The sequence below is a fragment of the Frigoribacterium faeni genome (assembly GCF_011761235.1).
Classification (GTDB): domain Bacteria; phylum Actinomycetota; class Actinomycetes; order Actinomycetales; family Microbacteriaceae; genus Frigoribacterium; species Frigoribacterium faeni_A.
In genome coordinates, this window is the sequence record NZ_JAAOYW010000001.1 from 1,359,118 (window position 1) to 1,371,455 (window position 12,338).

At 73.3% G+C, this 12,338-nt stretch carries 10 protein-coding genes; 4 read left to right on the forward strand and 6 right to left on the reverse strand.

Features of this window, described 5'->3' with window-relative positions:
- Window positions 1-47: 47 nt before the first annotated feature.
- Window positions 48-1,667 (forward strand): phosphoglucomutase (alpha-D-glucose-1,6-bisphosphate-dependent), encoded by a 1,620-nt coding sequence (gene pgm, locus FHR78_RS06270; protein WP_166759558.1) that lies wholly within the window; start codon window positions 48-50, stop codon window positions 1,665-1,667.
- 194 nt (window positions 1,668-1,861) lie between these two features.
- Here pgm and FHR78_RS06275 read toward each other — a convergent pair whose 3' ends face one another.
- Window positions 1,862-2,734, reverse strand: coding sequence for a M15 family metallopeptidase (locus tag FHR78_RS06275; protein WP_166759559.1), 873 nt, complete (start codon window positions 2,732-2,734; stop codon window positions 1,862-1,864).
- Window positions 2,735-3,028: 294 nt separating this feature from the next.
- On the opposite strand from FHR78_RS06275, the gene FHR78_RS06280 reads away from it, so the two are divergent.
- The gene (locus tag FHR78_RS06280) at window positions 3,029-4,834 is read left to right on the forward strand and encodes an MDR family MFS transporter (protein ID WP_166759755.1); all 1,806 of its coding nucleotides are present in this window, start codon (window positions 3,029-3,031) and stop codon (window positions 4,832-4,834) included.
- 232 nt (window positions 4,835-5,066) lie between these two features.
- Window positions 5,067-5,672, forward strand: a complete 606-nt coding sequence (locus FHR78_RS06285; RefSeq protein WP_166759560.1) for a MarR family winged helix-turn-helix transcriptional regulator — start codon at window positions 5,067-5,069, stop codon at window positions 5,670-5,672.
- A gap of 238 nt (window positions 5,673-5,910) precedes the next feature.
- Here the strand turns inward: FHR78_RS06285 and FHR78_RS06290 are convergent, their stop codons facing one another.
- A complete protein-coding gene (locus FHR78_RS06290) occupies window positions 5,911-6,798 on the reverse strand; it encodes a DNA-methyltransferase (RefSeq protein ID WP_166759561.1) in 888 nt (295 codons plus the stop codon).
- A gap of 59 nt (window positions 6,799-6,857) precedes the next feature.
- On the opposite strand from FHR78_RS06290, the gene FHR78_RS06295 reads away from it, so the two are divergent.
- The gene (locus tag FHR78_RS06295; protein ID WP_166759562.1) at window positions 6,858-7,142 is read left to right on the forward strand and encodes a GNAT family N-acetyltransferase; all 285 of its coding nucleotides are present in this window, start codon (window positions 6,858-6,860) and stop codon (window positions 7,140-7,142) included.
- A gap of 186 nt (window positions 7,143-7,328) precedes the next feature.
- Here FHR78_RS06295 and FHR78_RS06300 read toward each other — a convergent pair whose 3' ends face one another.
- The 4 genes from FHR78_RS06300 to FHR78_RS06315 all read right to left on the reverse strand — a co-directional run bounded on the left by FHR78_RS06300 (window position 7,329) and on the right by FHR78_RS06315 (window position 11,936).
- The gene (locus tag FHR78_RS06300; protein ID WP_166759563.1) at window positions 7,329-8,378 is read right to left on the reverse strand and encodes a lipoate--protein ligase family protein; all 1,050 of its coding nucleotides are present in this window, start codon (window positions 8,376-8,378) and stop codon (window positions 7,329-7,331) included.
- A gap of 9 nt (window positions 8,379-8,387) precedes the next feature.
- Window positions 8,388-9,263 carry an alpha/beta fold hydrolase gene (locus tag FHR78_RS06305; RefSeq protein ID WP_166759564.1) on the reverse strand — a complete coding sequence of 292 codons (876 nt, stop codon included), beginning with the start codon at window positions 9,261-9,263 and terminating at the stop codon, window positions 8,388-8,390.
- A 150-nt stretch (window positions 9,264-9,413) separates the two neighbouring features.
- The gene (locus FHR78_RS06310; protein WP_166759565.1) at window positions 9,414-10,841 is read right to left on the reverse strand and encodes a DUF418 domain-containing protein; all 1,428 of its coding nucleotides are present in this window, start codon (window positions 10,839-10,841) and stop codon (window positions 9,414-9,416) included.
- A gap of 366 nt (window positions 10,842-11,207) precedes the next feature.
- A complete protein-coding gene (locus FHR78_RS06315; RefSeq protein WP_208392768.1) occupies window positions 11,208-11,936 on the reverse strand; it encodes a PepSY domain-containing protein in 729 nt (242 codons plus the stop codon).
- Between the last annotated feature and the right edge of the window lie 402 nt (window positions 11,937-12,338).

A 12,338-nucleotide genomic window follows, 5' to 3' on the forward strand; every position in this document is an offset into this window, starting at 1 on the left:
GTCGTCCGGTCGCGACGCGCGTCGGTGGCTGGTGCCAGGATGAGCGCATGACCGATCGCGCAGGCACCCCCGCACTCGACAGCGACCTCATCGACACCGGTGAGCTCGTCGACGCCTACTACTCGCTCGTCCCCGACGTGTCGGTGCCCGAGCAGAGGGTCGTCTTCGGCACCTCGGGCCACCGCGGGTCGTCGCTCGACACGGCGTTCAACGAGACCCACATCGCCGCCATCACGCAGGCGATCGTCGAGTACCGGGCCGGCCAGGGCATCACCGGTCCCCTCTTCATCGGCCGCGACACGCACATGCTGAGCGCCCCCGCCGAGCGCACCGCCGTCGAGGTGCTCGTGGGCAACGGCGTGCACGTGCTCGCCGACGCCGACGGCGGCTACGTGCCCACGCCGGCCCTCAGCCACGCGATCCTCGTGCACAACGCCGACCCGGCGAACACCGAGAAGGCCGACGGCATCGTCGTCACCCCCAGCCACAACCCGCCCCGCGACGGCGGCTTCAAGTACAACCCGCCGCACGGCGGGCCTGCCGACAGCGACGCCACCACGTGGATCGCCGACCGTGCCAACGAGATCATCGCGGCGGGCAACGTCGACGTCGTCAAGGCCGACGGCAGCGCCGGGCGCCACGACTTCCTGCGCGGCTACGTCGGCGACCTTGGCAACATCATCGACATGGACGCGATCAAGGCGGCCGGCGTCAAGATCGGCGCCGACCCGCTCGGCGGCGCGAGCGTCGAGTACTGGGGCGCCATCCGCGACGTCTACGGCCTCGACCTCACGGTCACCAACCCGGGCGTCGACCCGACCTGGCGCTTCATGACGCTCGACTGGGACGGCAAGATCCGCATGGACCCGTCGAGCGCCTCGGCGATGGCGAGCGTCGTCCACCGCAAGGACGAGTTCGACGTGCTCACCGGCAACGACGCCGACGCCGACCGCCACGGCATCGTGACGCCCGACGGCGGCCTGATGAACCCCAACCACTACCTCGCGGTCGCCATCGACTACCTCTACACGCACCGCCCGCAGTGGCGCGACGACGCGGCCGTCGGCAAGACGCTCGTGTCGTCGAGCATCATCGACAAGGTCGCCGAGAAGCACGGCCGCCGCCTGTGGGAGGTGCCGGTCGGCTTCAAGTGGTTCGTGCCCGGCCTGGTCGACGGCTCGGTCGCCTTCGGCGGCGAGGAGAGCGCGGGGGCGTCGTTCCTCCGCAAGGACGGCACGGTCTGGACGACCGATAAGGACGGCATCCTGCTCGCCCTGCTGGCCAGCGAGATCATCGCCGTCACCGGCAAGACCCCGACGCAGCTCTACGCCGAGCTGACCGCCGAGTTCGGCGACCCCGTCTACGAGCGGGTCGACGCCGCCGCCAGCAAAGAGCAGAAGGCGCGCCTCGGCAAGCTGAGCGGCGACGACATCACCGCGACCGAGCTGGCGGGCGACCCGATCACCGCGAAGCTGGCGGAGGCGCCCGGCAACGGGGCGTCCGTCGGCGGCCTCAAGGTGGTCACCGACAAGGCCTGGTTCGCCGCCCGGCCCAGCGGCACCGAAGACGTCTACAAGATCTACGCCGAGTCGTTCGAGGGCCCCGAGCACCTGAAGCGCGTGCAGGCCGAGGCCAAGCAGATCGTCGACGCCGCGCTCGGCGGCTAGCCGGCCGGGCCAGGCCTGGCCGGCCTGGCCCGGCCTGGCCGGCCTGGCCTGGCCTGGCCTGGCCAGGCCTGGCCTGGCCTGGCCTGGCCAGGCCTGGCCGGCGGCCAAGCCCCACACGACGGGCGAGTTCGACGCCGACGGTCCCTCACGACGGACCGGACGCGACGAACTCGCCCGTCGTCGTCTCCAGGGGCCTAGCCGGCGTACGTCGGGGCGGCCGGCAGGCCGAAGAACTCCTCGAGGGTGGTGACGCCGGTGTCGTGCATCTCCGTGGCGAGCGGCACGCCCACGTACCGGAAGTGCCACGGCTCGTAGGTGAACCCCGTGACGGCGGTCTTGTCGGCCGGGTAGCGCAGCAGCCAGCCGTAGCGCCAGGCGTTCGCCGCCAGCCACCGGCCCTGGGAGGTGTCGCCGAAGCACGCCTGCAGCGCGCAGCTCAGCGGCACCGGGCTGATGTCGGCGACGAGGCCCGTCTGGTGCTCGCTGTGCCCGGGCCTCGCGCTCTGGATGTCGGCCTGCGCCTGGCCGAGCTGTGACACCCACCCCTGGTACACGGAGACCTGGGTCGCGTACGAGCGGTAGGCGCTCTGCACCTGGAACGCGCCGGCGCCCTCCGCCTCGCCCGCGGCGAAGAGCGCGAGCAGCGCGTCGCCCGCCTCGCGACGGAACACGGGAGGGTTCTGCGACGCGACGTCGAGCGTGACGAGGTCGGTCGGCGCGTAGTCGACCGGCTTCAGCGGCCGCAGCTTGTCGCTGACCACCCACAGGCTCGCGGGGTCGTCGATCGAGAGCGCGGTCTTGTCGAAGCCGGGGGCCGGAGCGGGTGGGGTCACGGGTGCGGGCTCCTCGGTGGCCGGGGCGGGCGCGGCCGTCGCGACGGGGTCGGTGGCGGAGGGCGACGGCGAAGGAGGCGCGGTGCGCGTCGCGGTCGGGCTCGCGTCCGGCGTCGAGCCCGAGTTGCACCCCGCGAGCACGGCGGTCACCAGCGCGAGCGCGAGCGCCGCGGCGGCGGGGCGCGTCGCCCGACGTCCGATCCGGGCAGGGGCGGGGCGACGGGGATGCGACATGTCACCAGGTTACGGCCCTCCCCGGGGCAGGGCGAGCCCGGGTCGTCCACAGGCTCGCCGCCACGCCTGGCGGAAGCGGTGCGCGTGCATTACTTTTGCGTCCTGCGCAGGTTCACCCGCGCCTCCTTCGGCTGCAGCGTCGCCGCCCGTCACCTCCCGTCTCCGCCCCCGTCACCGCTCCGCCTCGTGCCTCCCGAAGGACGCCGCACCATGTCGAGAACCACCGCCTCCTCCTCCTCCCCTGCCGCCGCCTCCTCGGCGTCGTCGACCGCGCCGGCGGAACGGCAGGGGCTGATGACCCACCGGCAGATCCTGTTCGTGATCTTCGGCCTGATGGCGGGCATGTTCCTGTCCGCGCTCGACCAGACGATCGTCGGCACCTCGATGCGCACGATCGCCGACGACCTCGACGGGCTGAGCCTGCAGGCGTGGGTGACCACCGCCTACCTGATCGTGTCGACGATCTCGACGCCGATCTACGGCAAGCTGTCTGACATCTTCGGCCGTCGGCCGCTGTTCCTGATCGCGATCTCGGTGTTCCTGCTGGGGTCGCTGCTGGCCGGGTTCTCGACGAGCATGTACCAGCTCGCGATCTTCCGCGCCGTGCAGGGCATGGGCGCCGGCGGGCTGATGGCCCTGCCGCTGACGATCATGGGCGACATCCTCGCCCCGCGCGAACGTGCCAAGTACCAGGGCTACTTCCTCGCGGTGTTCGGCGTCTCGAGCGTCATCGGGCCGCTGGTCGGCGGGCTCTTCGCCGGCGCCGACCAGATCCTCTTCGTCACCGGCTGGCGCTGGGTGTTCCTCGTCAACCTGCCGATCGGCGTCGTCGCGCTGGCTATCGTGGTGCGGTTCCTGCACATCCCCGGGCAGGTCAGGCGCGAGAACGTGCGGATCGACTGGTGGGGCGCGGCCTCGGTGATCGTCGCCGCCGTGCCGCTGCTGCTGGTCGCCGAGCAGGGCCGCGAGTGGGGCTGGGCCTCGCCCGGCGCCTTCGCCTGCTACGTGATCGGCGCCGCCGGCATCGTGACCTTCGTGTCGGTCGAGCGCGCGATGGGCGACGACGCGCTGATCCCCCTCAAGCTGTTCCGCAACGCGACGTTCGCCATGGCCACCGTGCTCGGCGTGCTCGTCGGCTTCGGCATGTTCGGCGCGCTGCTCACGGTGCCGCTGTACCTGCAGCTCGTGCTCGGCTCGACGCCGACCGAGAGCGGGTTCCAGATGCTGCCGATGATCGCCGGGCTGATGATCTCGTCGATCGTGTCGGGTCAGCTGATCGCCCGCACGGGCCGGTACCGGATCTTCCCGATCACGGGCACCGCCTTCATGTCGCTCGGCTTCTTCTGGTTCACGAACCTGTCGTACGACAAGCCCTACTGGTTCATGATGATCGGCATGCTGCTGATCGGCCTCGGGCTCGGTCAGCTGATGCAGACGCTGACCATCGCGTCGCAGAACTCCGTCGGGCCCCGCGACATCGGGGTCGCGACCTCGGCGTCGACGTTCTTCCGGCAGATCGGCGGAACGCTGGGCACGGCCGTGCTGTTCTCGGTGCTCTTCTCGCGGATCCCGCAGACGATCGCCGCGGCCTTCGCCGACCCTGCGCTGCAGCGCGACGCGCAGGCGGCCCTGGCCGACCCGAGCGTCGCCTCCGACCCGGCGAACGCGAGCATCCTCGGCCTGTACCAGGCCGCGCAGAACGGCGACACGTCGGCGGTGGGCGGCGCCCTCGACGGCAACACGTCGTTCCTGAACACGGCCGACGGCCGACTCGCGGCGCCGTTCCTCGACGGCTTCGCCCAGGCCACCGTGACCGTGTTCTGGGTCGCCCTCGGCATCGTGCTGATCGCCTTCGTGCTGAGCTTCTTCCTCAAGGCGGCCCCGCTGCGCCAGAAGTCGGCCATCGACGAGGCGAACGACGACCGGCTCGCCGCCGAGCTGTCGGCGCAGGAGGCGGCGGCCGGGTCGGGTGCGCTGGTCGCGCCGGACGCGGGCGGCGGCGCGGCGGGGAGCGGCGCGAGCAGCTCGGGTGCCGGCCACGCGGACGCCCACCAGGCGGCCGTCTCGACGAGCGACCAGGAGCGACCCGCCTCGTCGTGAGGCAGGCGGCCGCGCCGAGCGGTGCCGTCGCTCGCTGACGGCGCCGGCGGCGCCGGGCGGCGCCGGGCGCGGCGGGCGGCGCCGGGCGCGGCGGGCGGCGCCGGGCGGCGTCGGGCACCGCCGGGCGCGCCGGGCATCGCCAGGCGGCGTCGGCCTCGAAGTCGCTGGGAACCGCGCACGGGGGTACACCGTGGTCTGGAACTCCCTGAGCGCGTTAGCTAGAGTCTCTAACATGCCTCCCGAGCAGACTCGTCGCACGTACGACGCCACCGGCTACTGGTACGGCTCCAGCGCGAGCGAGCGCGGGGTCGCGGTGCTGAACGCCCTCCGTCGCTACCGAGCCGCCGAGTCCGACATGCGCCGCCGCACGCGCGAGAGCATGAAGATGAACGAGACCGACCTCGCCGCCCTGCGGTTCCTCGTGCGGGCCGGGCGCAAGCACGAGCCCGTCAGCGCCAAGCTGCTCGCCGAGCACCTCGCCATCACCTCCGCGTCGACGTCGGTGCTCATCAACCGGCTCGTGTCGAGCGGCCACGTCGAGCGGCTGCCGCACCCCACCGACAAGCGCGGCGTGCTGCTCCGCGCGACCGAGGGCACCCACACCGAGGTCACCGACACCCTCTCGGGCATGCACGGCCGCATGATCACCGCCGCCCAGCAGCTCTCGCCCGACGAGACCGCCGCCGTCGTGTCGTTCCTCGAGTCGATGACGGCCGCGGTCGACGTCGACGACCACGCCCTCGCCGAGATCGCCCTGGCCGAGGCCCGCGCCGAGGCAGAGGCGGAGGCCGAGAACGCGCTGCGCGTGCCGTCCGACGAGGCCGCCGTCCGCGCCTGACCGGCACTGCACCTCCTCGGCGGGCCCAGCCCCTGCACCCCCGGCCCCTGTGCCCCGGGTCCCCCTGCACCTCGTCGAGAGGCCCGAGATCGACCTCCCTGCCGGCAGGAGGGTCGATCTCGGGCCTCCGGACGGCACACCGGGCGGGGTGAACCGACGTGAATGGTCGTTCCTGGGGCCACGAACAGCCTTCTGCGTCGGCTCACGCCCCGCAGCTGGCCGGGGCCGGGAGCCCGCGTCAGCTGGCCGGGTCGCCAGGGACGGGCTCGGCCTGGACCACCTGCGCGTCGGGCAGCCGACGGCGCATGACGGCCACCGCCTCCTCGTTGCTGTCGACCAGCACGTACCGCCGGCCCAGCGCCTCGGCCACGGCCCCCGTCGTGCCGCTGCCGGCGAAGAAGTCGAGCACCCAGTCGCCTTCGCGCGAGGACGCCTGCAGCATCCGACGGACGACGCCCTCGGGCTTCTGCGTCGGGTAGCCCGTCTTCTCGCGTCCGGTCGGCGACACGATGGTGTGCCACCAGACGTCGGTCGGCAGCTTGCCGCGGGCCACCTTCTCGGGCGTGACCAGCCCCGGAGCCATGTACGGCTCACGGTCGACGGTCTCGGAGTCGAAGTAGTACCGCTTCGGGTCCTTGACGTAGACGAGGATCGTGTCGTGCTTCGTCGGCCACCGGTTGCGGCTCTTGGCGCCGTAGTCGTAGGCCCAGATGATCTCGTTGAGGAACGAGTCGCGCCCGAACAGCGCGTCGAGCAGCACCTTCGCGTAGTGCGCCTCGCGGTAGTCGAGATGCAGGTAGAGGGTGCCGTCGACGGCGAGCAGCCGCCACGCCTCGGCGAGCCGCGGCTCGAGGAACGACCAGTAGTCGTCGAACCGGTCGTCGTAGCGCATCAGGTCGCCGCGGATCCGCTCGTAGCCCAGGCCCTTGAAACCGGTCACGGCGGTCACCGACTCGGGCACGCTGCGCACGGACGTCGTCGACCGCCGCGTCTGCTGCCGCCCCGTGTTGAACGGCGGGTCGAGGTACACGACCGTGAACGCGCCGTCGGGCAGCGCCGCGGTCGCGTCGAGGTTGTCGCCGTGGACCACGAGACTCGAGGAGGAGCGGGTCCAGTCGACGGGCATGGTCGCCATTCTCTCGTGCCCGCGGACAGGCCCCGAGCCACGCGGCGTACCGTGTCGGGATGAGCACCGCAGTGGAGAACCGCCCCGAGCAGAACCAGTACGTCCTCGTCGAGGACGGCAGCACCATCGGCCTCGCCGCCTACGACGTCGTCGGCGGAGAGATCCGCTTCACCCACACCGAGATCGACCCCGACCGCCGGGGCGCCGGCCTGGGCGCCCAGCTCGTGCAGGGCGCCCTCGACGACGTGCGCGCCGAGACCTCGCTGCGCGTCGTGCCGATGTGCCCGTTCGTCGTCGACTGGGTCGACCAGCACGCCGACTACCAGGAGCTGCTCGCGCGCTAGCCCCGGGGCGGTCTGGCCCGGCCAGCCTGGCCCAGCCAGCCCGGCCCGGCCCGGCCCGCTCCGGCCCTGTCGAGTGGTCGGTTCGAGTCCTCCCCGGCCCGGCGGACGACCGGAACCGACCACTCGATGCCCGTGGGCGCGAGCCCGAGCCCGTACCCGGGCCGGCCCCGACCCCGGCCCGGCCCGTCAGGGCACCCGGCGGAGCCACTCCGGCGTCGCGAACTTGGTCGTGACGAGCTGCTCGGCCTTCTCGAGCTCGTCGTCGGTGACGTGCCCGACCTCGGCGCCGTAGAGCCCCGCGAAGGTCTGCTTCATGCGCTCGATGATCTCGGCGCGGGGCAGCCCCGTCTGGCTGCGCAGCGGGTCGACGCGTTTGGCGGCGCTCGTCGTGCCCTTGTCGCTCATCTTCTCGCGGCCGATGCGCAGCACCTTGACCATCTTGTCGCCGTCCATGTCGTACGACATCGTGGCGTGGTGCAGCAGGGCCCCGTTGCCGAGCCGCTTCTGGGCGGCCCCGCCGATCTTGCCCTTGGCGCTGGTGATGTCGTTGAGCGGCTGGTAGAACGCGTCGATGCCGAGCGACTTCAGCGCCGTGATGACCCACTCGTCGAGGTAGGCGTAGCTGTCGGCGAAGCTCATGCCCTGCACGAGCTCGCCGGGCGCGTAGAGCGAGTAGGTGACGATCGACTGGGCGTCCATGAACATGGCGCCGCCCCCGCTGATGCGGCGCACGACCTCGAACCCGTGCTCGGCCGCGGCGTCGAGGTCGACCTCGTTGCGCAGCGACTGGAAGCTGCCGATGACGACGGCTGGCTGGTCCCACTCCCAGAAGCGCAGGGTCGGCCCGCGACGGCCGGCCCCGACCTCTTCGGTGAGCACCTGGTCGAGCGCGAGGTGCATGTTCGGCGAGACGGGCGCGTCGTGCACGATCTGCCAGTCGTGGTCGCGCCAGTCGGTGGCCTTCGACAGGCTGCGCCGGATCGCGACGGCCACGGCGTCGGGCGAGAAGCCGAGCAGCACGGCGTCGTCGGGCAGCCCCGTCTTGATCGCGCCGGCGATCGAGGCGGCGTCGGACTCGACGGGCAGGCCGTTCACCGCCCGGTCGATGGCGTCGAGCGCCGTGTCGGGCTCGAGGAAGAAGTCGCCCGCGAGGCGGAAGTCGGCGATGCGACCGTCACGCACCTCGAGGTCGACCACCACGAGCTTGCCGCCAGGGACCTTGTACTCACCGTGCATGGCAGCAGCCTATGCCTGGCCCCCGACGCGGTCGTCGAGCCAGCTCACCAGGTCGGCCACGACCTCGTCGCGGTTCGTCTCGTTGAGCACCTCGTGCCGCGCGCCCCGGTAGACCACGAGCTCGACGTCGCTCAGCCGGCTGCGCCGCAGGTAGGCCTCGGCGAGCTTGCGGGCGCTGTCCTCGCCTCCTAGGGGGTCGTCGTCGCCGACCATGATCAGCACGGGCAGGTCGCTGGCCAGCCTCCGCGACGGCCGGCCGACGAGGCGCAGGGTGTCGGCCGGGCCGAACAGCTGCGCCGCGGTGGCCTGCACCGCCAGGGGGTCGGCGGCCATCGCGGCGACGACGGAGGCGTCGCGGCTGAGCCACTCGTAGCCGGTGTCGCCGAGGTGCGCGTGCCGGGCGTTGAGGTCGCCGCCGTTCATGCTGCCCGGCAGGCGGTACGCCGTGCCGGTGAGGACGACGGCGTCGAAGCGGTCCGATCCCTGGTCGACGAGCTTCTGCGCCATCAGCGACCCCCACGAGTGCCCGAGCAGCACGAGGGGCAGGCCGGGGTTCCGTGACCGGGCGAGTCCCGTGAGCCGGACCACCGCCTCCATCGCTCCCCGCAGCCCCGACGGGCCGAGCCGTCCGAGCTTCGTGCGGTCGCCGCCCCACTGCCCGAGCCCGGTCTCGCCGTGGCCGAGGTGGTCGTCGGCCCAGACGCTGTAGCCGGCGCGGACCAGGTCCTGTGCGAGGGCCTCGTAGCGCAGCGCGTGCTCGCCGAGGCCGTGGGCGATCTGCACGACCGCCTTGGGCGTCGCGGCCTCCCACACGTAGTAGTGCACGGTGACGCCGTGCGCGTCGGTGAACTCGTGGTCGGCGCGGGCGGCGGAGAAGGTCGGCATCGGGCCAGTGTCCCATCCAGGGGGCCGTGCCGGGCGGACTGCGCCTCCCTGGTCACCGAGGAGGCGCCTCCCGCGTCCCTGGGGAGGGGGCACCGAGGAGGCGCCTCCCGCGTCCCTGGGGAGGGAGCACCGAGGAGGCGCCTCCCGCGCTCAGGAGGCGGGCCCGCCCTGGGCAGGTGCCTCGCGCCCGCGGGACCGCAGGGCCATGCGATCGGCCGCGGCGCCCACCAGGCGCTCGAGGGGGCCCCGGCCCACGAGGAGCGACCAGATCGTCGCGGCCACGAGGAGCCCTGTCCAGATGCTGGACCACACCGGAGTGCCCGACCCGATGTCGACCCAGCCCGCCTCCGTGGCGCTGGCCCACGCGGAGAGGCCGACGGCGTGCAGGACGTAGGCGGTGAGGGAGCAGCTGCCGAGCGCGGCGAGCGGCCAGACGACCCAGCGCAGGGGGCGCGCGACGAGCAGGCAGAGGCCGATGACGGCCAGCGCGACGCCCCCGGAGCCCACGATCTCCGCAGTTCCCGTCGAGTGCGGCGACGGGTCGACGAGCGCGGTGCCGGCGGCCTCGAGGTGCCCGGCGTCGAACAGGTCGAGGACGGTGGGCACGTGGAACGTCGCGTTCCCGGAGTCGCCGGCCGACGTGCACGTGATCGTGCCGAGGTCGTCCGTGCAGAGCTCGCCCTCGAGGTCGAGCTGATCCGCGGGGACGGGTCCGAGCGGGTCGACCGAGCCCTCCTCGCCCGAACTGATCGAGGTGATGGAGTCCGACTGGCCGAGGGCCGGGTGGTCGGGGGCGGCGAGGGTCCCGACGCCGTAGCCCGCCCCGGCGAGGACGGCACCGACGACGACGAGCACCACCCCGGTGCGGGCGTTCAGCGCGCTGCGCCCGATGACCATCCCCACGAGCACCAGGACCAGCCACTCCGTGACCGGGTAGCCGCCGACGAGGGCGACGGCGGCGGCGGCCCCCTCACCGAGGCCCGCGTCGGCGAAGAGAGCGAGGACGGGCGGGCAAACCACGGCCCCGACGGCGGCTGCCACGAGGAGGCGGCGCCGAGACCACGTGACGACCGGGATCACGGCCACGAAGGCGAGGCCGTACGTCGTGAGGACGACGGAGATCGGGGCGTTCAGCAGCTCCATGAGGACGCCGATCGTGAACACGGCCGCGCCGCGACCGACCAGGCCCAGCCGGATCGCACGCAGCTGCTCGACCGACGCCTCCCGGGCGCGGGCCGTGACGAACGCGACGGAGATGCCCGCCACCACGGCGAACAGGATGGACGACCGGCCGTGGACCACGGCGCTCCAGGTCGACGGGTCGCCCGCGTCGAAGACGTATGAGGCGCCGGCGTGCGCGCCGATCATGCCGATGATCGCCAGGGCCCGGGCGACGTCGATCGCGATGACCCGGGGCTCCTGCCAGTGGCGGGCGATGCGGTCGCGGAGCGAGCCGGCCGGCGTGCGTCGGCCCCTCCCCCGCGCGGGAGGCTGCTCGGGCAGCGGCGGACGGGGCGAGGTGTCGCCGAACGGGGGCGCCTGCGAGGGCGTGGTCGACGTGGTGGTGATGTTCTGCATGTCACCAGAGTGGCAGCGGCAGCTCGGGGGCACGAGGTCCGGACGTACCGTCGTCCTCGTCCCCGGGCACGAGCGGGGTCATCCTCGCGGCGGACGCCGACGCGCGGCGGGCCACGCCGCGCGGCGGGTCACGCCGCGCGGCGGGTCGCGCCGCGCTGCGGGTCGCGCCGTGCTGCAGGCCGCTGCCCGAGGGCCGAGGGCGGGTGTTCCGGGCCGAGGGCGGGTCAGCGACGTCCCGCCGTCGAACCGGAAGACCCGCCCTCGACAGGACGAGAGCGGGTCGGGCGGGTCGGGGCGGGTCGGGGCGGGGCGGGGCGGGGCGGGGCGGGCCGGGGCGGACGAGGAGGCGCGCCCCGCCCCCGCAGGTCAGCGCCGGTCGTCGACGTCGGTGCGGAGCACGGCGAAGGAGGCGTCGAGATCGACGTCGACCTCGGTCCCGTCGTCGAGGCGCACGTCGACCTCGTAGGCCACGTCGCCGTCGTCGCTGCGGTCGGCGTCGGTCACGGTGCCGCCGCCGGCCGCGGCGATCGAGGCAGCCGCGGCCTGGTCGTAGTCGGCGCCGACGAGCTCGTCGTCCGAGCTTGAGGCGCTGCCCGAGGTGCTGCTCGAGCCCGGCGTCGCGGTCGAGTCGTCGGAGAGGTCGTCGTCGCCTCGGCCGTCCCGGCCCGAGCGGTTGTCGCCCGAGTCGTCGTCGCTGCCGCGGTCGTCGCCGCCACGGTCGTCGCTGCCGGCTCGGTCGTCGCGACCCGAGCCGTCGCGACCGGAGCGGTCGTCGCCCGAGCGGTCGTCGTCGTCGACGCGCGACGACGTCACGCCGAAGTCGTCGCCCAGCAGCACCGTGCTCTCGCGGCCGTCGGGCAGCACGACGTCGACCTCGTAGCCGGGGAGGCCGTCGTCGAGACGGTCGACGTCGGTGACGGTGCCTCCGCCGGTCTCGGCGAGCGCCGCCTCCTTCGCCTGGTCGGCGGCCTGTCCGCCGATGCGGTCGTCGCCCAGGGTCGACGCGACGGCGACGCCGCCGCCGCCCAGGACGAGGACGCCGACGACGCCTCCCGCGAGGAGGAGGGCCTTCTTGTTCTTCAGGACGTTCTTCACGGTGTCTCCGATCGTGGGCCGCGGTGCGGCGGGGTGGTGCTCTCTCGAGCGATGACCCCACTGTCTCGGGGAGGCGCTGAAGCGCCCCTGAAGCGACCTGAAGGATCGTTCAGCGGGGCGGGCGCGCCTCCGCTCGGCCCCGCCCCGCCCCGCTGACACCGCCGAGTGGACGGAACACCGTGCACTGAGGCGGTGTTCGGTTCACTCGGCGGTGTCGGGAGGGGGCACTGCCGCGCGCATGCCCGGCGGGGCGCGGGCATGCCGGGCGCGGGCGCGCCGGAACACCCCGGAGTGGACGATGCACCCCGTCGTTTCGGGGTGCATCGTCCACTTCGGGGGGCGGGGGGGGGGGCGGCGGGGCCGGCGGGCCGCCGCCCGGGCTACTAGGCGCCGGGGCGGCGG